At 35.3% G+C, this 20,754-nt stretch carries 19 protein-coding genes; 8 read left to right on the top strand and 11 right to left on the bottom strand.

The window, feature by feature from the left end:
- Window positions 1-3: 3 nt before the first annotated feature.
- Both KIK00_RS03920 and KIK00_RS03915 read left to right on the top strand, forming a co-directional pair.
- Complete coding sequence (locus KIK00_RS03920; protein ID WP_255815253.1) at window positions 4-609, top strand: DUF4230 domain-containing protein; 606 nt, start codon at window positions 4-6, stop codon at window positions 607-609.
- Window positions 610-675: 66 nt separating this feature from the next.
- Entirely contained in the window at window positions 676-858 is a 183-nt protein-coding gene (locus KIK00_RS03915; RefSeq protein WP_047384965.1) for a hypothetical protein, read from the top strand.
- Window positions 859-958: 100 nt separating this feature from the next.
- Here the strand turns inward: KIK00_RS03915 and leuB are convergent, their stop codons facing one another.
- Genes leuB through KIK00_RS03895 form a run of 4 tightly spaced genes read right to left on the bottom strand, consistent with a single transcriptional unit; the run spans window position 959 to window position 5,270 of the window.
- Entirely contained in the window at window positions 959-2,083 is a 1,125-nt protein-coding gene (gene leuB, locus KIK00_RS03910) for a 3-isopropylmalate dehydrogenase (protein ID WP_255815251.1), read from the bottom strand.
- Window positions 2,064-2,672 carry a 3-isopropylmalate dehydratase small subunit gene (leuD, locus tag KIK00_RS03905; RefSeq protein WP_255815249.1) on the bottom strand — a complete coding sequence of 203 codons (609 nt, stop codon included), beginning with the start codon at window positions 2,670-2,672 and terminating at the stop codon, window positions 2,064-2,066. Before leuD ends, leuB begins: the two co-directional genes overlap by 20 nt.
- Window positions 2,673-2,687: 15 nt before the next feature.
- A complete protein-coding gene (leuC, locus tag KIK00_RS03900) occupies window positions 2,688-4,076 on the bottom strand; it encodes a 3-isopropylmalate dehydratase large subunit (protein ID WP_255815248.1) in 1,389 nt (462 codons plus the stop codon).
- A gap of 30 nt (window positions 4,077-4,106) precedes the next feature.
- Window positions 4,107-5,270 (bottom strand): 2-isopropylmalate synthase, encoded by a 1,164-nt coding sequence (locus tag KIK00_RS03895; protein ID WP_255815247.1) that lies wholly within the window; start codon window positions 5,268-5,270, stop codon window positions 4,107-4,109.
- A gap of 148 nt (window positions 5,271-5,418) precedes the next feature.
- On the opposite strand from KIK00_RS03895, the gene KIK00_RS03890 reads away from it, so the two are divergent.
- A complete protein-coding gene (locus KIK00_RS03890) occupies window positions 5,419-6,963 on the top strand; it encodes a hypothetical protein (RefSeq protein WP_255815246.1) in 1,545 nt (514 codons plus the stop codon).
- Between the two features lie 175 nt (window positions 6,964-7,138).
- Here the strand turns inward: KIK00_RS03890 and KIK00_RS03885 are convergent, their stop codons facing one another.
- Window positions 7,139-8,113: a dipeptidase gene (locus KIK00_RS03885; protein WP_255815245.1), complete on the bottom strand. Its 975-nt coding sequence runs from the start codon at window positions 8,111-8,113 to the stop codon at window positions 7,139-7,141.
- 243 nt (window positions 8,114-8,356) lie between these two features.
- Here KIK00_RS03885 and thrS point away from each other — a divergent pair, with 243 nt between their 5' ends.
- Together thrS and infC are read left to right on the top strand one after the other, a co-directional pair.
- The gene (gene thrS, locus KIK00_RS03880) at window positions 8,357-10,276 is read left to right on the top strand and encodes a threonine--tRNA ligase (protein WP_255815244.1); all 1,920 of its coding nucleotides are present in this window, start codon (window positions 8,357-8,359) and stop codon (window positions 10,274-10,276) included.
- Between the two features lie 173 nt (window positions 10,277-10,449).
- Window positions 10,450-10,950 (top strand): translation initiation factor IF-3, encoded by a 501-nt coding sequence (infC, locus tag KIK00_RS03875; protein ID WP_185097810.1) that lies wholly within the window; start codon window positions 10,450-10,452, stop codon window positions 10,948-10,950.
- Window positions 10,951-11,023: 73 nt separating this feature from the next.
- Here the strand turns inward: infC and KIK00_RS03870 are convergent, their stop codons facing one another.
- Window positions 11,024-11,587, bottom strand: coding sequence for a hypothetical protein (locus tag KIK00_RS03870; RefSeq protein WP_255815243.1), 564 nt, complete (start codon window positions 11,585-11,587; stop codon window positions 11,024-11,026).
- A gap of 370 nt (window positions 11,588-11,957) precedes the next feature.
- Between KIK00_RS03870 and KIK00_RS03865 the strand changes: the two genes are divergently transcribed.
- The gene (locus tag KIK00_RS03865) at window positions 11,958-12,524 is read left to right on the top strand and encodes a NusG domain II-containing protein (protein ID WP_255815242.1); all 567 of its coding nucleotides are present in this window, start codon (window positions 11,958-11,960) and stop codon (window positions 12,522-12,524) included.
- Between the two features lie 82 nt (window positions 12,525-12,606).
- Here the strand turns inward: KIK00_RS03865 and KIK00_RS03860 are convergent, their stop codons facing one another.
- From KIK00_RS03860 to KIK00_RS03840, 5 genes are all read right to left on the bottom strand, one after another.
- Window positions 12,607-13,236: a response regulator transcription factor gene (locus tag KIK00_RS03860; RefSeq protein ID WP_255815241.1), complete on the bottom strand. Its 630-nt coding sequence runs from the start codon at window positions 13,234-13,236 to the stop codon at window positions 12,607-12,609.
- Between the two features lie 2 nt (window positions 13,237-13,238).
- Window positions 13,239-15,473, bottom strand: coding sequence for a histidine kinase (locus tag KIK00_RS03855; RefSeq protein ID WP_255815240.1), 2,235 nt, complete (start codon window positions 15,471-15,473; stop codon window positions 13,239-13,241).
- 34 nt (window positions 15,474-15,507) lie between these two features.
- Window positions 15,508-17,976, bottom strand: a complete 2,469-nt coding sequence (locus tag KIK00_RS03850) for a tetratricopeptide repeat protein (protein ID WP_255815239.1) — start codon at window positions 17,974-17,976, stop codon at window positions 15,508-15,510.
- Window positions 17,977-18,590: 614 nt separating this feature from the next.
- Entirely contained in the window at window positions 18,591-19,118 is a 528-nt protein-coding gene (locus tag KIK00_RS03845; RefSeq protein ID WP_255815238.1) for a hypothetical protein, read from the bottom strand.
- A gap of 116 nt (window positions 19,119-19,234) precedes the next feature.
- Entirely contained in the window at window positions 19,235-19,477 is a 243-nt protein-coding gene (locus tag KIK00_RS03840) for a hypothetical protein (RefSeq protein ID WP_255815237.1), read from the bottom strand.
- 484 nt (window positions 19,478-19,961) lie between these two features.
- Here KIK00_RS03840 and rpmI point away from each other — a divergent pair, with 484 nt between their 5' ends.
- Both rpmI and rplT read left to right on the top strand, forming a co-directional pair.
- On the top strand, window positions 19,962-20,159 hold the full coding sequence (rpmI, locus tag KIK00_RS03835; RefSeq protein ID WP_002979658.1) for a 50S ribosomal protein L35: 198 nt from the start codon (window positions 19,962-19,964) through the stop codon (window positions 20,157-20,159).
- 119 nt (window positions 20,160-20,278) lie between these two features.
- Window positions 20,279-20,623, top strand: coding sequence for a 50S ribosomal protein L20 (gene rplT / locus KIK00_RS03830; protein ID WP_034694451.1), 345 nt, complete (start codon window positions 20,279-20,281; stop codon window positions 20,621-20,623).
- The last annotated feature ends 131 nt before the right edge of the window (window positions 20,624-20,754 follow it).

Here is a 20,754-nt window from a genome sequence, read left to right as displayed (position 1 = left end):
ATTTTGAGAAATTATAGAACAATACTATCCTTTGCAGCCGGTGCCGGCGCTATGGTACTTCTGTTTTTTGGTCTGAAATCCTGTCTGAATTTTGGAACTAAAACTGAGCAGTCGGATTATTATATCCTGACCAATCAGATTTCCAAGATGAATAAAATGGTGGTTATGGAACAGAATACTTCCAGTATGCAGAAAACCAAAATGGGTTATGAAGTATTCGGGAAAGAAGTTTCCAGCAACAGCATTATTACTTATACAAAGACCAATGCACAGGTTTCTTATGATCTTAATAAAATGAAGATTGAAGTAGATTCCATCAATAAAAAACTGGTTATTACAGAACTTCCTGATGCTGAGATCAGAATCACTCCGAGTGTTGAGATTCAATCTTTAGATGATTCTTTTATCAACAGAATTTCGGAAAAAGATATTAAAAACGTTACTCAGAAAGCTAAGGAAACTGCAGAAAAATCAATTGATCAAAATCAGTTGAGAAGTGAAGGGCGTAAACAATTGATGGAAAACCTGAATAATGTTTTCGTTTTGGCAAAAGCTTTAAATTACACTATTGAGGATAAAACCGGAAAAATTGGTATTCTGGGACTTTAGGATAAAATATTTCTGTTTGGCAAACCCTTTGAATGATATTATCCATATTATTTAAAATTCAAAGTCATGGATAAAAAAGGAAAAACCAACAAAAAAGAATCTGCCAACACGGCAGAAACCCAAAAGCAAAACCAGGATTTCCAGAATATTCCTGCAGCATCCAAAAAAACCAATCCACCTGATATTGATAAAGAAGATATTCAGAAATCTTCAAAAAACAAGTCAGGAAAAACGGATAATACGAAATAGTAAAAATAGCTGATAAAGCTTATTAATAAGTAAAAATGAAAAGTTCCGCCTCGTATGAGACGGAACTTTTCTTTCTAACTATCTAAATGAACTTTTGTTTCTATACAATGGTTGATTTTCCGATCTTTATATTTTCAAAATTGTAATATGAATTTTCAGAATATCTGATATGGTCGGCAATAAAGCTTCCCACTTCACTTGTTGAATAATACTGTTTGGTATTAAGATCAATGGTAACATACTTGTTTTCAATAGCATGTTCTACAGATTGTCTTAATTTATCTGCTGCAACCTGTAAATTAAGATGATCCAGCATCATGGCCACACTTAAAATAGAGGCAACAGGATTGGCAATTCCTTTTCCTTTGGCCTGAGGATAAGATCCATGAATAGGCTCAAACAAAGCATTTTTCTCTCCTACCGAAGCAGATGGCAGCAATCCGATAGACCCTCCAATTACACTTGCTTCATCAGAAATAATGTCGCCAAACATATTTTCAGTCAAAATAACATCAAAATGCTTAGGATTAAGAATCAGCTGCATAGCTGCATTATCTACAAACATATAATCAAGCTGCACATCAGGATATTCTGGTGCAATTTCCTGGCATGTTTTTCTCCATAATCTTGAAGTATCCAGCACATTCGCTTTATCAATAAGGGTAAGCTTTTTCTTTCTTTTCTGAGCTTCCTGAAATGCCATATGCGCAATCGGAATAATATCTTCACGGCTGTATTTGCAGACATCATAAGCATACGCTCCGTCGGGATCTGTAAATTTTTCGCCAAAATAGATTCCGCTTACCAGTTCTCTGAAAATCTGGATATCAGCTCCTTCAATAATCTCTCTTTTGAGCGGACTTTTATCAATTAAAGAAGCATAGGTTTTTAGAGGACGAATGTTCGCAAACAACCCCAGCTCTTTGCGAAGTTTCAACAACCCTTGTTCCGGTCTTACTTTTGCTTCAGGATTATTATCAAAAACCGGATCACCAATAGCTCCGAAAAGTACGGCATCAGATTCTTTACAGATTTTTAAAGTCTCTTCAGGCAAAGGATTTCCTGTTTTAAAAATAGCTTCTGCCCCAATTAATCCATAGTCAAAATGGAATTTACATTGAAAAGCTTCAGCAATAACATCTAATATTTTAATGCTTTCACTGATGATTTCCGGGCCAATCCCATCGCCGGGAAGAACCGCGATTTTAAAATAATTGTTGTTCATTTGTTTTTTGTGTCTTTAGTTCAAAATTTGTGATCGTCTGCTTTCTGCTGATTAAAAAATCAATATCGTCATAGCCGTTTAGCAGACATATTTTTTTGTAAGAATCGATTTCAAAGGTTTCAGTAGTGTCTTTGAAGCTGATAGACTGTAGTTCCACATCAATAGCAATTTCATTGTCGGGATTTTCATTGATTCCTTCTAAAATTTCTTTTAAAAATTCTTCAGAAACTTTTACAGGAAGAAGTCCGTTATTCAGAGCATTTCCCTTGAAGATATCAGCGAAATAACTGGAAACAATTACTTTAAAACCATAATCCGTCAAAGACCAGGCTGCATGTTCACGGCTGCTTCCACAACCGAAGTTATTTCCTGCTACCAGAATCTCACCATCGAATTTAGGATTGTTTAAAACAAAGTCTGGATTAGGTTCTCCTGTATGAATATTGAACCTCCAGTCTCTGAACAGGTTTTCTCCGAAACCTTTTCTGTCTATACTTTTCAGGAATCTTGCCGGAATAATCTGGTCTGTATCTATATTTTCTGCCGGCAATGGAACTGCGCGGGATTTTAAAACAACTAATTTTTGCATGTACTCTTAATCTGTTTAGTTTAAACTTTCAAAAGCCGAAATTTTACCTTCTATTGCTGCTTTTGCTGCAGTAAGCGGACTGGCAAGAATCGTCCTTGCACCTTGTCCTTGTCTGCCTTCAAAGTTTCTGTTGGAAGTGGAAACACAATACTCTCCTTCCGGAATTTTATCATCATTCATCGCCAGACATGCTGAACATCCCGGCTGGCGGATCTGAAATCCTGCATCATTGAATATTTTATCTAAACCTTCCTCATAAATCTGTTTTACCACCTGTTGAGAACCGGGAACAATCAGTGCTTTTACAGCATCAGATTTGTTTTTTCCTTTAATATACTGGGCCGCAGAACGGAAATCTTCTATTCTTGCATTGGTACAGCTTCCTATGAAAACATAGTTAACTTTAATACTGTTAACTGCCTGTCCGGCTTCCAGTCCCATATATTTCAATGCTTTTTCTTCAGATTCGTTCTGAGGCGCCGGAATAACTTCACGGATTGAAATACCCATTCCAGGGTTAGTCCCGTAAGTAATCATTGGATAGATATCTGAAGCATCAAAACTTAGTTCTTCATCAAAAACAGCTCCTTCATCTGTTTTCAGGGTTCTCCAATAAGCTACTTTTTCATGCCAGTCTTCTCCTTTTGGAGCGAATTTTCTTCCCTGTACGTACTCAAAAGTGGTTTCATCAGGAGCAATCATTCCGCCTCTGGCACCCATTTCAATACTCATGTTACAGACTGTCATTCTTCCTTCCATTGACATTTCTTCAAATACATTTCCTGCATATTCACAGAAATATCCTGTTCCTCCGTCTGTTCCTATTTTTGAAATGATATAAAGAATCACATCTTTAGGCTGAACATTTTCATTCAATTTGCCATTGACTGTAATCCTCATTGATTTTGGCTTGTTCAACAGCAGACACTGGCTCGCAAATACCTGCGCAACCTGGCTGGTTCCAATACCAAAAGCAATAGATCCAAATGCTCCATGCGTAGATGTATGGCTGTCACCACACACAATACTCATCCCCGGCTGGGTAATTCCTAATTCCGGAGCAATGATATGAACAATTCCCTGATATTGATGCCCTAATCCGAAAAGCTCAATATTATTTTTCTTACAGTTTTCCGTAAGCTGTTCTACCTGATTTCTTGAAAGTTCGTCTCTAATCGGCTGTTCCTGATGCAAAGTAGGAACATTGTGATCTGCAGTAGCTACAATCTGTTCTGGTCTGAATATTTCCAGATTTCTGGATTCCAGTTCTGCAAAGGCCTGAGGACTTGTTACCTCATGGATAAGATGTTTGTCTATATAAATGATCTGAGGTCCGTCAGGAATGGTTTCTACCACGTGAGCGTCCCAAACTTTATCAAAAAGTGTCTTTTTACTGTTGTTCATTGTTTACTTTATCTTGATTTTACATCAAACCTATCCTATTTTTCTACTGAAAGAATCCATCATCATGCTTAGGTCATCGTTGCCTATTTCTTTTTTAAGGTCAGCAATTTTCAAAAATTCCTGATATAAATAATCAAGCTCATTTTTGGTAACCTCGTAACCGATATGCTTAAAACGATAAGCCAATGCCGAACGACCGCTTCTGGCTGTAAGAATAATTGAAGAAGCATTCACTCCTACTTCCGCAGGATCAATGATTTCATATGTTTCTCTGTTTTTAATTACACCATCCTGATGAATTCCTGAGCTGTGAGCAAAGGCATTAGCCCCTACAATAGCTTTATTGGGCTGTACAGACATCCCCATCAGATCAGAGACCATTGCACTCATTTCATTCAGCATTCTGGAATTCACATCGGTATGCAGGTTCAAATCTTTATGCTGTTTTAAAATCATGACGACTTCTTCCAACGCCGTATTACCAGCTCTTTCCCCTAATCCATTGATTGTACATTCAATCTGGCGGGCTCCGTTGATGGCTCCGGCAATAGAATTGGCAGTAGCTAGTCCAAGATCATTGTGGCAATGGCATGAAAGCACCGCTTTTTCAATTCCTTTTACATTTTCTCGCAGGTATTTTATTTTCTGACCATACTCTTCCGGTAGGCAATATCCGGTTGTATCAGGAATATTCAGCACAGTAGCTCCTGCTTTGATAACTGCCTCACAAACCTGTGCCAGGTATTCATTGTCTGTTCTCCCTGCATCTTCAGCATAAAATTCTACGTCTTCCACATAAGTTTTGGCATACCTTACAGCCTCCGTAGCTCTTTCAATAATATCTTCTCTTGTTGAGTTGAATTTATATTTAATGTGAGAATCGGAAGTTCCGATTCCGGTGTGTATTCTTGGTCTCTTTGCATACTTCAGTGCTTCCGCTGCGGTATCAATATCTTTTTTATTTGCTCTTGTCAGCCCGCATACTTTAGCTTTTCTTACCAGTTTTGAAATTTCTGAAACAGATTCAAAATCTCCGGGACTGGAAATTGGAAATCCTGCTTCAATGATATCAATCCCTAGCTCATCAAGCCTTTCAGCTATAATCAGTTTTTGTTCCGTATTTAGTTTACATCCCGGAACCTGCTCCCCATCTCTTAGTGTTGTATCAAAAATTTCAATTTTTTCGGAATCCATAAGTGAAGTTTTTTACTTAATTTTGGTTCAAAACTACTGTTTGCAATATTTTCTCATTTTCAATTTTTTTGAAAATTACAATATTCAACAGTTGAAAAAACAATCGTATCCATTTATTAATCAGTGTTTTAATTTATAAAAATTTACAATGGCAGAATTGCAGAAAGATTTTTTGTTTGTATTGGTAAAGTCATTGACCACCTCTGAAAAACGACAGTTTAAGTTATATGTGAACCGTCTCGGAATTAATGTAGATGCCAAATTTCTGCTGCTCTTTTCCGAAATGGATAAAATGAAGGAATATGATGAAAGTGTAATTATTGAGAAAAAAATCTCTACCAAACAACAGCTTTCCAATCTTAAAGCCCATCTTTACAAACAGATTCTCGTAAGCCTTCGTATGAACCCGAGCCATCAGAACTATAGAATTCAACTTCGTGAACAGTTGGATTTTGCCAATATTCTGTATCAGAAAGGACTTTACAAGCAGGCTCTAAAGATATTGGACAAAACGAAGCAGTCTGCACTGGAACTGGATGAAAAAAGTATCGCTTCTGAAATCATAGACCTTGAAAAAGTAATTGAATCACAATTCATTACCCGAAGTATTGAAGGCCGCGCCGAAGAGCTTATCAAACAATCTCAGGAGATCAGCAAACAGAATCGTTATACCACAAAACTGTCTAATCTTTCTCTAAAATTATATAGTGAAATGCTTACCCACGGCTATGTAAAAAATGATACAGACCGGCAGGAAGTGATGGATGTTTTTAATGCCCAAATTAAAAATATAGACCCTGAAAAGCTAAACTTCACTGAAAAACTTTGGTATTATAAAGCTCATGTCTGGAAAAACCAGCTGTTGCAGGATTATAAATATACCTTGAAATATGCTTATCAGTGGGTTGATCTTTTTCATAAAAAGCCTGAAATGATATACAGCCACCCGGTTTGGTATATTAAAGGGAATACGTATCTATTGAAGATCCTGTTTTTGTATGGAAATATTGATATTCTGGAGGAGCATTTCGCGAATTTTAATAAAATGGTACATGCGGAGAATTTTATCCAGAATGAGAATCTTCAGTCTCTTATTTTTCTTACCCATTATAATACGCTGATGAATATCCACTTTGTAAAAGGGGAATTTTTTACAGGAACCAAGCTTATTCCTGAAGTTGAATTAAAAATGGAAAAACTCAGAGAAAGAATTGATGAACACCATTTTATGATTCTCTATCTGAAAATGGCCGCTATGTTTTTCGGCAGTAAAATGTTCGAAAAATCGATTGAATATTCTATGAGGGTCATAGAGTCTAAGGGAAATGTACAGGAAGATCTACTGTTCCATACCAGGATTCTGATTTTAATGGCAAAATATGAGTCAGGCAATGATGAAGATTATGATGAATTTATCACTTCTACTTTAAAATTTGCTAAAAAAATGAAAAAGCCGGAAGAGTTCCATTTTGAGAGCATTCAGTTTTTTAAGAATCTTAATAATCAGGTTTTGGATCAAAGGCAGAAAGCATTTGAAAGTTTTGATAAAAAGCTGGAAGCGTTTTCTAAAAATGAATATTACAGACGGTCATTATTTTATATTGATATTCATGGATGGATCAAATCTAAAGTACAGAATGTAGATGTAATTGAAATTATCAAACAGAAAGTAAAATATAAAAGAAAGCATTAATTAAAACACACTAAAGAATTATATTTAAAACAATTACACTTATTTATCTAATGTAAAATTGAATACTAAAAACTGTTAGTTTTTTAAAAAATCTTTTGCTGATTCTGCTGTTGTTTTATTGCGTTTGTGCAATCAGCTAAATCAGCAAGAGAATAAAATTATCTTATATTCTGTTTTATTTATATATATTCTCAATAAAATTCAGAGCATTTCTATGGCTTATTTTTTCTAACAGTTCAGCTGAAAATCGTTCTTCAATTTCCTTATTAAGCTGTGGATATACAGATGCATTGGAATGTTCAGGGAAGAAAAAAGGATGACGGGATTTGTCCGGATGATCTTTCCAATAAAAATAGTCTGCTCCATAAGCAATACTGTCTTCTCCGCCAAGATCCAATCCATATTGGATGTGTTCATAAAGCCTCTTGGGATTTTCAAGATCTACATAATCCTTCACAAAATTAAGTCCAATCAAACCTTTTCTTTTAATGACTTCCTTCGCCAGTTCATCAGGAAGGTTCCTGTTGCTTTTATAAACAGATCTATAGTTAGAATGGCTTGCCAGAATAGGAATTGAGTAATTTCTCTGATCAATATAAGTGAAGATATCATAAGCCAGCTGATCACTTGTGTGTGCTAAGTCAATAGCAATTTTCCGGTCTGCAATATAATCGAGTAAAGCTTTTCCGTCATCTTTTAAACCTGCTGTTGCATTATTTCCACCTCCGAAACGGTTTTCAAGATGATGAGTAATGCCAATATAAAGGACTTTTTGGGTATTTTCAATAATAGCTTCCAGGTTTTTGAATCCGGAATCAAGACTTTGATTCTCATCACAGAAAGCAGATGCATTTTCAATAGATGCAATGACTCCTACTCGATTTTTATTTTCCGAAGCTTCATAATTATCATGATTAAAAAGGAAAAAATTCTCGTTTTTAATCAGGCTTGAAAATAATTTACTTTGTTCCAGGCCGTAAACTGTACTATCCGCTCCTGTTCCTGCATACATCGCCATGATCTGAAGTTTTACATTTCCATCCTGTAAATAAGGCAACGAACAGCCCAGTTCTTTATCATCAATTGTAGAACCGGATCCTAACAGGTAATAAAGCAAATCGCAGTGCAAATCAACATTTATAGTATTCATATTGAAGTGTAATTTGTTTGTTTTTAAAGAGTTTCAAAAAGAAAATGAGTCTTAATAGCAAGGAAATAAAAACGGGAAATTCTGAAGTATTTTTCTATGATAAACCGAATATGGAATTCGATGAGACAAAAACCAGCATCTTTTTTTCATTTTTTAATATTAATTCTCATTCTAAATATGTGCTAATATAGTATTTTATCTAAAAAATCCGTATTTTTGCATCTTAAAATTTCTTAGTAAACAATGATAAAAATTACACTTCCAGACAATAGTGTCAAAGAATTCGAGGGAGCAGTGACTCCTCTAGATGTGGCAAAATCTATAAGCGAGGGATTGGCTAGAAACACCATTTCCGCAATTGTTAATGACAAACAAGTAGAAACAACCACACCTATAACCACGGATTCTACGGTACAGCTTTTGACCTGGAATGATGATCTTGGAAAGAAGGCTTTCTGGCACTCTTCTGCCCACCTTTTGGCACAGGCTATCCTTGAGTTTTATCCTAATGCTAAGTTGACGATTGGCCCTGCCATCGAAAGTGGATTCTACTATGATGTAGATTTCGGGGATGAAAGCTTATCTGAAAAAGATTTTGAAAAGATTGAGAAAAAGATCTTAGAAAACGCAAAGAAAGGATCTACATTCTCTCTTTATCCGGTTTCTAAAGAAGATGCTTTAAAAACATATGCAGACAATCCTTACAAAGTAGAACTGATCTCTAATCTTAATGATGGAGAAATCACTTTTGTAACGCATGATAATTTCACAGACTTATGTCGTGGCGGCCATATTCCGAATACGGGAATTGTAAAGGCAGTTAAAATTTTAAATGCAGCAGGAGCTTATTGGAGAGGAAATGAAAAGAACCCTCAATTGACAAGAGTATATGGTATTTCTTTCCCTAAGCAGAAAGATCTTACTGAATATCTTGAAAGATTGGAGGAAGCTAAAAGAAGAGATCACAGAAAATTAGGTAAAGAACTTGGAATTTTTGCATTCTCTGAAAAAGTAGGTGCCGGTTTACCACTTTGGTTACCAAAAGGTACTGCTTTAAGAAGAAAATTGGAAAATTTCCTTTCTGAGGCTCAGAAAAAAGGAGGTTATGAATTCGTAATGTCTCCTCACATCGGAGCAAAAGAATTGTATGTAACTTCAGGACACTGGGATAAATATGGAGCAGACAGCTTCCAGCCGATCAAAACGCCGAATGAAGGAGAAGAATTTTTGCTGAAGCCAATGAACTGCCCTCACCACTGTGAAATTTATAAAACTTCACAATGGAGCTACAGAGATTTGCCTAAGAGATATGCAGAATTCGGTACAGTATACAGATATGAGCAAAGTGGAGAGCTTCACGGTTTAACGAGAGTTCGTGGATTTACTCAGGATGATGCCCACCTTTTCTGTACTCCGGATCAGCTTTCTGAAGAGTTTGAAAAAGTAATTGATTTAACTCTTTATGTTTTCAAATCATTAGGTTTTGAAGACTTTGTAACGCAGGTATCTTTAAGAGATCCTGAAAACAGAGAAAAATATATCGGTTCTGATGAAAATTGGGAGAAAGCAGAAAGCGCAATCATCAATGCAGCTCAGAAGAAAGGATTAAAAACAGTTGTAGAATATGGTGAAGCCGCATTCTATGGTCCTAAACTTGACTTCATGGTGAAAGATGCTTTGGGAAGAAAATGGCAGCTGGGAACCATCCAGGTAGATTATAACCTTCCTGAAAGATTTGATCTTCATTATATCGGAAATGATAATGAAAAACACAGACCGGTAATGATCCACAGAGCACCATTTGGTTCTATGGAGCGTTTCATTGCTATTTTGCTGGAAAATACAGCAGGTGATTTCCCATTATGGCTGAGCCCGGATCAGTTTATTATTCTACCGATCAGTGAAAAATATGTAGATTATTCAAAAAAAGTTTCACAATTTTTGGAAAATCACGATATTAGCGGTCAGATTGATGACAGAAACGAGAAGACGGGTAAGAAGATCCGTGATGCAGAATTGAATAAGATTCCTTTCATGCTTGTAGTGGGAGAAAATGAAGAAAAAGAAGGCACGATTTCTGTAAGAAGACGTGGAGAAGGAGATCTTGGAGTGATGAAACTGGAGGATTTCGTTGCTTACTTTAAAAAGGAGGCAGCCATATAATTTAAAATTAAAAGATTGAAGGATTCAAAAGTTAATATAGTAACGGAATTTTTCAATTTTTCAATATTTGAATCAAATTAAATTAAGTAATTAACCAATAAAATTATAATACAATAGCACAAAGATTTAACAACAGGGGCCCACAAAGACGTCCTGTACAGGAGGACTTACACTTGATCAACGATAAAATTCGTGTGAGAGAGCTTCGTTTGGTGGGCGATAACGTAGAGCCAGGAATTTATCCAATTGACAAAGCAAGACAGATTGCTGCGGACCAGGAATTGGATTTAGTAGTAATTTCTGATAAGGCTGAACCTTTTATTGCAAGAATATTAGAATACAAAAAATTCTTATATGAGCAAAAGAAAAAACAGAAGGAACTTAAAGCTAAGCAAGTAAAAGTGGTTGTAAAAGAGATCCGTTTCGGACCTCAGACTGATGACCATGATTATGAATTCAAGAAGAAGCATGCTGAAAAATTCCTTGAAGAAGGTTCTAAGCTAAAAACCTACGTATTTTTTAAAGGACGTTCGATTATCTTTAAGGACCAGGGAGAAATTTTGCTTTTAAAACTAGCTCAGGAACTAGAGCATGTAGGTAAAGTAGACCAGCTTCCTAAACTTGAAGGAAAAAGGATGATTATGATGATGAGTCCTAAAAAACCGGCAAAATAATTAAGTCATTATTTTACATATAAAACCTCAAAGCAATTTGAGGTTTTTTATTTTAAATACTTATAAGGCTTTACTATCCTTCAAAATCACCGCAATCATGCTCTGTAAAAAGGGGCAAAGCTTTTTGGGTGGTGAAATATTTGGATACTCTTTTGTTTTTTAATTCCAGTTTCTGGCCTTCTATTACCAATTCATAAACAGGCGCTTTCTTATCTATTTGAGTTAAAATATAAGTTCTTTCTGATGTTTTAAAAACAGTTTTGTTTCCTTCATTAGAGAATGAGAAATCACTGATTTCAAATGTATCTTTTTCATCGCAAACGTTTGTCCATATTATTTTATTCTTTGTGATGGATAAGCTTGCTAAATCGCATGAATAGCAGTTGCCGGAGAATTCTATCCCATATTTCTCATATACACTTGTGCTTTTACCATTCAATACATCAATAGGAACCAATGTAGAGAAATCACTTGGAATCTCTGATTTTGATTTATTATTTTTTTCCGGGCCAGATGCAGGTACCCGAGCTGTTTTCGCATCCGTAGAAGCCACTTTTTCCACTTTTTTTTCTGTAGCAGGTGAACAGGAAGCTAACAAAACAATCACAACTGAAAGGCTGGTTATTACGTTTTTCATTTTTTATAAATAATTTACAATACTTAGTTTATCGTTTGGTAAAATTGTCCAAATTCTGCCATTCAATATATCCCTGTTTTCGGCCATTTATTCCCTATATCAGGCGGTTTTGTTGGCTGCTGGTCTGAATACTGATACATTTGCCCAAAATAGAGAAAATGAAAATATTAAATCAAATCGTTATATCATCTATGGTTGTTTTTGTGGGATGCAATCAACAGAACAAAACATCAGAAATGAACAACATACGCCTGAAATTCCGTTATAGAACTTCAATAACTTCGTGCTTCCATCACTAAAAACCCCTGAAACCAGCCAGTGCATATGGTATTAAAGTCTAATATCTTTGCGCTAATATTTAAAGAGAACAATGAAAAAATTAAGTTTGACCATTCTTTTTTGTTTACTAAGTTTTATAACTTTTGCACAATCGCTGAAGGTAGTTATTAAACAGGACGGAAAAGTAATTAAACCTGTAAATGATGTCTACGACCTGAAAAAATCAACCTTCCAATTTGAAATTACGTCCTCCAATCTGGAAGGGTTTTTAGTGGGTGCCACTACAAATAAAGATATTTATGCCGGAGCTCTGGGCGTTTTGAACACCGAGATTCCCTGGTTTCAGAATACGGGTATGGCGGAGGAGCTGTATAATAAGGACAAAGAAATGTTTTTAATGGATTCGGCGCCTTCGTATTGGTATTATACTGATGCGAAAGATCATAGATTCGATAAAAATCCTAAAGGTAATGCAAAACAATGGACAGCTACACGTACCATTACTCGTTTTTATGACATCATGGTGGATCAGCCCATTGATTTAAAGGATTTTGACGGCAGCGTTTTCATATTAATGTATGAGCCTGCATATAACGACGAATATGATTTAGTAGGAAAGAAAAACCTGTTTCAGGCTGCTTTGAGGTTCAAAGATTAATGAGTACACACCCAATTATTTGATTATATAAAAAAAGGTCTGCTTTTACGATGTAAGCAGACCTTTTTGCTGGATGAATATTTTATTCGATCACCAAACCGTATTCTATGGCCAGTTTAATAGCAGAACTAAGATTAGAGGTTTGAAATTTTTCAATAAGGTTTTTTCTGTGGCTTTCTACCGTGTGCGGGCTTATGAAGAGCTTTTCTGCCATTTGATTGGTTGTAAGTCCTTTTGCTGCTTCGGCTAAAATTTCCTTTTCTCTTCGTGTCAGTTTCGGAACCTGATTTAATCCACCTCCATTTTTTTTCTCCAGAACAGACTTGGTTTGTGAGCATAAAAACCGGTTACCTGCATATACGGCAGTAATCCCTTCAAGGATTTCGGAAACCGAAGCATTTTTCTGAATGTATCCCAAAGCACCTTCAGCAAGAGTACTGTTAATTACAGGCAGTTCATTGTGAACGCTAAGCATAATAATTTGCAGATTTCCATACTTTTTCTTCAATGGTTTAATCAGTTCGATACTGTTGATATCTACCAGATTGATGTCCAGCAACAAAATATCGACTGCTTGTTTTGCCAGGCCTGCATTCATTTCAGAAACGTTTCTGAAACAATCTACAACATCTATCGTATTGCTGTTTCCTAAAATATTCTTCAGTCCTTCTAAGAGAAGTGGATGATCATCTGTTATGGCTACTTTTATCATGTTTAATGAATGGGAATTTGAAGTTCTATACTGGTACCAATATTCAATTCGGAGGTGATATTCATCGTTCCTTTTAAAAATTGGACTCTTAATTCTATATTGTGAAACCCTGCTGTTTTTCTAACATCTAGGCTTGTATGGTCGAAACCTTTACCATTATCTTCTACTGTAAGATTTAATAGGTTTTCTTCTTCACTTATCTGAACAATAATTTCGGATGTATCAGCATGTTTTATCGCGTTGTTGACCAATTCCTGAATAATTCTGTATATAATCAGCTGCTTTTCCTGTGATATGGAATTACTGTAATTGATAAATTCGGTATGGATCTCTAATGCATTATTGGATATGCGGGAAGCAAACTCCTGAATGGCTACTTCCAAACCGTATTTCGTTAATAAATCAGGCATTAAATTATGCGCTACCCGTCTTAACTCTTCTACAGCTCCATCAATCTGATCAATCGATTTTGAAATTCCCTCCTCTATATTTTCAGATTGATGAGGATTTAAATAAGACAGTTGATGTTTAGTTCCTGAAAGCAAACCTCCCAATCCGTCATGAAGATCACGGGCAAGACGGCCTCGTTCCTGTTCCTGCCCTTCAAGCAATGCTGTAAGTGTGGAAATTTTTGAATTTTGTTTCTCTTTTTCCATAGCCAGGGCATGCAATTCGTCTCTTTGTTTCATAGACTTAGCACGTTGCTTATAGGCATAGAGCAATAAGAGGATCAGAACAATAAAAAAGATAATAAAAAAAATGTAGTAAGTATTAATCTTTTCCTTGAATGCCAGTAGCTTTTTGAAATTATTAATATCGTTATTCTTCTGCTGGGTTTCCAGTTTTGCCAAACGAAGCTGCTGTTCTTTTTTCTCTGATTCAAGTTCTGAAAACTTCAGTCGTTCCCGTTGGTTTTCTTCCACCAGTTTTAAGTTGTTATAGACCTGTTCACGCTGTGCCCGAAGAATGTTGATCAACTTAATTTCCTGTGCTTTCTTGTCACTTTCCAGCTGCAGTTTTATATATTTCTGTTCTTGTCTCTCTTTATCAAACTGTGATTCTAATCTTTTGGTAATATCCAGTTTTTCCTGGTCGTAAACACTTTTGTATTTATCAACATAACTTTTATAAGAAGTCAACGCTTCTTTGTAATTCCCCTGCTCTTCACTAATTCTGGATAGAGATTCAAGAATAGATAATTCTATATTATGATCTCTCACCGGGCTTTTTCCAATCTCCATGGAGGCTTTTAAAAAATAAGATTTGGCTAAATCATAATTTTTATCCTGTAGAGCCAGTTCTGCCAGAATCCCAAATGAAGAAGCAATATGAATAGCATCACCGGTTTCAAGACTGACCTTATTGGCCAGCTGGGCATACTGCATTGCTTTATCGCTGTCAAAACCCGTATACAAATTCGCTAGGTTGATGGCAGCATAGGAAAGGCTGCTCCTGTTGAGCATGGCATCTTTATTCTTGTTAAAAGTTGTAATAGCCTGCAGATAATACTGTTCTGTTTTATTTCTCAGTTCCGTATTTGATGGATTTTGAATGTACTTTTGTTCATACACATACCCCATTCGCATATAAGCATCGAAGATAAGATTGGGGTCATTTTGTTTGGATGCTAACAGCAAAAACTGTTTGCTATATTTTTCTTCAAGCTGGTATTCATTAAGATTGGAATAAATAGTGGACAATTCTTTCGCTGCGTTGCCAAATCTCCCATATAGTGTAGAAGTAGTTGGCGAATTTTCGTAATAGTCAATGGCTTTCAGGTAAGCGGCAACGGCATCTGCCGTTTTATTACTACGTATTAGAATCCATCCCTTAGCATACTGTAAGTAGCCTTTCGCTTCATTGCTGCTCGTTTTTAAACTATACGCCCTTGCCATCTCCAGGCTTTTTGAAGATTCAGCTTCTTTATTATCCAGCCGGTAATTCATAGCTTGCACAGCATACAAAATGGTGGCATATTTCCCATCGGCCTGTTTTGCTGCAATGCGAATATTGGTTTCTAAAATCTGATAGGATCTGGATTTCAATTTATGGAAAAATAAGGCAGTAGCAAATTTGGGAGCCAGATTAAGCTGCTCTGCAGTATTATTTGAAGCATGGCTATATTCCTTTTCTAATTTGCTTAAAACATCCTGCGCCTGAGCAAAAAACGGACAAACACATAAAGTAAATATAAATAATAACCTGTACATCAAACCCTTATCTCTATTAAATTTCATTCCATTAAGGAACGTAAATATAGGTAAATCCCTGCTAATCTATTTCGAAACCATGCTTTTCAGCGAAAGATCTCCATTTCTGAAATTTCTTTTCATTTTTAAATACCGGATCTTCACCATAGTAATACACCAAACGTTGAGCTGCATATTCGTAGGCACTGTAAGCATTAGCTTGTTCAAAATACTTAATAGCTTTCTTCAAATCTGCTTTTACTCCCATACCAAGTTCGTAAATAATACCATAATAAATCCCTGAATAAGACTGATCATAGTCTTTCTTTAAATACACCAGAAGATTTTTATAATCTCTTAATTGGTAATAGATTTCTGAGATTTTATCGTAATTATAGTAGTATTTTTTCTCGGCTTTCTGATAAAAATCCAAAGCTTTATCATAATCCTGAAGTACATGTTCTCCAAAATAATACAGATCACCTAGATTGGCAAGCGCCATTCCGTCACCCAGCTCAGCGCTTTTTCCGTAAGCCTGAATCGCTTTTTTGATATTAAAAGAATACCCTATTCCGTTATGATACAAAGCCCCAATATTGTTCCAGGCTACAGGATGATTTTGCTGTGCTGCTTTTTCGTAATATGCAATTCCTTTTTGCGGATCAAATAATGATTCAATCTCAGGATCGGTGAGTAATATCCCCATTTCTACCCAGCTGTCCAGGTCGTCTTTCTGTGCAGATAACTCAAACAAACGAAGGGCTTCCTGATAATTTTGATTTTCTTTTGCGTCAAAAGCCATTTTTTTTATAATTCCGACCTCCATGAACTGTTCGGAGTTTTTACCAGCCCGGCTCTTCCAACGGTTATAAAAGGAAGTAAAATATTCTAAGTCTTTCCCCCGAAATGAATACCGGTCCAAATAAACAGCACCATACCCGGAAGTTTCTACCCTATGAATGTTTTTATCTTCATGCATTCTGAACATAGCTTCACCCTGATATAAAAATAACAGCCCTTCTTCCGTTCTATAATTTAAAGGATTGGAAATATAATCATACAATTGGGCTGACAGACCATTCTCAAAATCGAACAATTGATAACCTTCATTTTTTTGAATCGATAAAAATCCATTTTCCACATAATGAATCTGTTTAATTTCTGATTGAGGATTGATTAACCAACTCTCACTGTCTGCATCAAAAAGTCCTACTCCGGTTTTGGTTTCCAGGATAAAGACATTGTTTTTATATCCAACATTTGATTCTGCTTTTACTTTAATAATAGATTCATTTTCTAACAGGAACTGATGTTTTAAGGCGTGATAGATTTTCCAGCTTTTATCTTTACGGATTGCGAGAATTTCAAAATTATCTATTAAAATCAGCTGATCAGCATCGTCTATTATAAGGCTGCCTTTTTCATCTATTAACCTTCCTTTTTTGTCAAATTTATTCGGTTTAATCCAGAAGCAGGCACTTGTTTTTAAGATGCTGCCTTCTAAAAAATCACCCAGATAGTTTCCTTCTTTCGTATAATATTTACGTTTGCCGGTTCCTTTTTGCTTGGTAAAAAAAAGTTCAGGAAAATAATCGTACTCATAGGAATTTTCACTTTCAGCAGGAATAATAAGACCATTTTCATCACTGTAAACTCCAAATTTTCCGTCTTTTTCTACACTTAAGAATCCATAAGCTATCCTTTCAATTGCATCGTAATCAGCAGGAATCAGCCAGGTGTTTGAATAGATTTTTAAAATACCTGATTTTCCATTCACTTTTACTTCACCTAAAGGTTCCTGGGCAAAATCGAATACATCAAAAGCATCCTCATACACTGGAGGAATCCATTCTTTTCCATCACTTTGCAGGTAACCAAACAAAGTACCTTTCTGAACCACAGATATGCTATAATTATAGTCTGCTTCAAAAATATCATCATAAATGGCCGGAGCTAAAACAGCACCTTTTGAATCCTTCAGACCGAATTTTCCGTCTTCTTCAAATATAGAAGATGCGGCTTTTTTATAAGCAAGTTCTTCAAAATATCCCAATCCGTAATTAATCCAGTCGGTTTGTAAAATTTCGAGAAATGAGGAATATCCTGTTTGTGAGAACAGGGGATCTAACAACGAAAGATTCTGAGTTTCCACAGCTTTTTTATACAGCTTCTTTTTCTGCTGAATTTCCACCAGCCATTCCTTTGCCTGTACCTTATGTTTTTCTTCGTTCATGTTGAAAACATCCGTTGCATTCAATACGAAAGAGTCGTAAGGCAAGGCTTCCAGAAACTCAAACATTCTATTGACAGGTTCATAGTAAGCTTTTTTGTAATGCAGCTGATAGGTATCTGCCAGAAGATTGAAAAAATAACGCAGCTGAACAATTCCCTGGTTTTTATCAGAGAAAAACTCAACACCTTCCACTGTGATATCTTCTGCCAGCAGAGGATACAGCAATAATGGAATTTCGTAGTTCCATTCTCCTAGATAGGTATCGAATGTTTGATTCGATTTTTGATCATAATTGTATAGATAAATCCGGTGTGCCATTCGTTAAATTTTATTCCCCTGGAAAGCATTAAAACATTCCTGGTTATAATGATTGTATTGAAATTAAATAATCGTATTCTGTGAAGGAAAGTTTATCTTTCTCCTTTCGGGATCTTTGCAGCTGGAGAGCAGTATTAAAATGGTACCCAACAATGGGAAAACAAGAGTCTTATTCATTGCGCAGGTTTATTTCATTATTAATTTTCAAAGCATATCTGCCAATTGTTTTTGTATTATTTCTTCAGCAATTAGGTTTTGTTTTTTTCAGGCCAAAAAAGTCCAGGTATTTTTTAACCGGTTTTAGGTTTATTAATTTATTCATTGATTATCAACCGATAATTCATCAAAATATTGCTCAACTTATTACTTTTACAGCTTCTTCTTCACTCAATTTTATTTGGCTAGTGTTTTTACCCATACTTTTTTTGTAGTGTTTGTTCGAAATAAGAATTTATCTTTTAATTGGGTGTGAAAAAGAAAGCTATAAAAGTTATAAAATTAATGTTTATCTGAGGTCAACGTCTGTCAGTAAATTATCATTAAAAGCAATTTCATCACAAGATGCCGGCAGATACACATTCAAAAAATATCAAATTTTACTCATTTTCAAATATTTAGATTCTCGCAACGAAATTAAAAGTTTGCTGAGCAATAAGATTTGGATTTTCAGTTGGCTGATCGTTGATTCGATCTTCATACAATTCTATTTTTATTATTTTAACATTATCCGGGGTTTTGTAGGTTTCATCTTTTATATAATTATAACCCTGCACATCAGCACTTTCTTTACCTGATTTTTTCCTGATCTCAACATAATATTTCAGCATAATACTATTCCCTTTCTGTTCTCCTTTTTCAAAACGGATTGTCCTAACCTGATTAATGGTATGTCCGCCGGAACTGATATTTCCCTGTATCCTGAATTTCAGTGTTTCTTTATTTTTCGAAAGCATAAAAATCATCGGATCAAGGCGTTCTGTAACAGTTTTACGAGTTGTAAAAGTATGTATTGAATTCGTTCCGGGAACGTCTTTTGTAACCCGTTTGGCCTCAGAATAAATAGCAGAAACGTGTAGTTTCTGAGCATCGGTTTTACAGCCTGACAATGCTAAAAATGAGGTTAAAATCACGAGGTACTTCACCGTTTTATTTTTTAATAAATCTTCGAATTAAAGGTAATAAAAGCGATTGCATGAAAACATCCCTGATAACAGTGGTTTTTAGTTTATTTTTTTTAGGATCTACTCTATCAAATCTTTTAAGGCATATAGATTTCAGCCTGTTCAAACAGTATCATATAACAGTAAAATGCAGCTAAGACTACTCCGACAAGTCCGGCAATAAGAAATACAAGAATATAATACCGTCCTTTTTTATTCTTCTTTTGTATAGAATTAATAATAAAAGTGATGAGCATGCATAAAAATCCTGTTCCGAAAAATATAATCAAGACAGCAAGAAATAATAATCTTTCCAAGTGTAAGTCAGCAGATGATAGCATATTTTAAATTAAAAGTTTAAATTTTTGAGGCTGGAAAATGGGATCTCTATATTCTTTTCCGGAATAGATGTAACTAACTGGGAATTACTTTTTGTTTCCTGAGTACAAACTGGAACTGAAGTCAGCATAAAAAGGACACTGCATATTATTGTTTTCATACACCGAAATTTTATTCATTCTATTCATCAATATTAAAGAGAATTGAAAAACACTGCAATCCCGATTATCAGCTATATTTTCAATGTAGGTACAACTCTCAAGGGTTATTCTAAAACTGTTAGTTTGATGAAGACTTTTACCAGAAAATTAGATTTATCATATAACTGTCTCTTTTCAGAGGCGTTTTTTTTATATCAAACGATAAAATCATAGATTATAAAAGTTCGGATTGTTTTTTTTCGTATCTTTGCACACTATTATTCCTAATGTCCTTAGGGGTAACCAAAACAGATATTGATAACAAAAACAATAAAAAAGCAGAACAATGCCAAAATTAAAAACGAAATCAGGTGCTAAGAAACGTTTTGCTCTTACCGGATCTGGTAAGATCAAAAGAAAGAACGCTTACAAAAGCCACATCTTAACTAAGAAAGAAACTAAGCAGAAGAGAAATCTTACTACTACTTCTTACGTAGCTAAAGTGGATGAAAAAAGCGTACAACGTCAATTAGCAATTAAGTAGTTTTTATAAATCTATATTCGGTTTATAAGAATTCAAACCAAATTCAACATTTTAACCCTGAAACGGTGCAAATAAGAGTAACATCAGTTGCCGCCCTTTTCAAAAAAACAATTTAAATTATGCCAAGATCAGTAAATGCCGTAGCTTCAAGAGCTCGCAGAAAGAAAATTTTTAAGCAAGCTAAAGGTTTTTTCGGTAGAAGAAAGAACGTTTGGACTGTAGCTAAAAACGCGGTAGAAAAAGCAATGCAATATGCTTACCGTGGTAGAAAAGAGAAAAAGAGAAACTTCAGAGCACTTTGGATCACTCGTATCAACGCGGGAACTAGAGAGCACGGAATGTCTTACTCTCAATTTATGGGAGCTCTTAAAAAGAACAACATCGAACTTAACAGAAAAGTTTTAGCAGATTTAGCAATGAATCACCCTGAAGCTTTCAAAGCTGTTGTAGATCAAGTAAAATAATGTAGAATAGATTTTGTTATCAATATAAGTCCCGGGATTTCCCGGGATTTTTTTGTTTTATACCCTTCTCTTTCACATGTTTTCAGGTTAAAATTCAGCTTCAGCATCTGTTAATTTTGATGTATCATTAA

The sequence above is a fragment of the Chryseobacterium sp. MA9 genome (genome assembly GCF_024399315.1).
GTDB lineage: Bacteria > Bacteroidota > Bacteroidia > Flavobacteriales > Weeksellaceae > Chryseobacterium.
The sequence above is the reverse complement of the archived record's forward strand: the minus strand, read 5'-3'. Positions and strand labels throughout refer to the sequence as shown.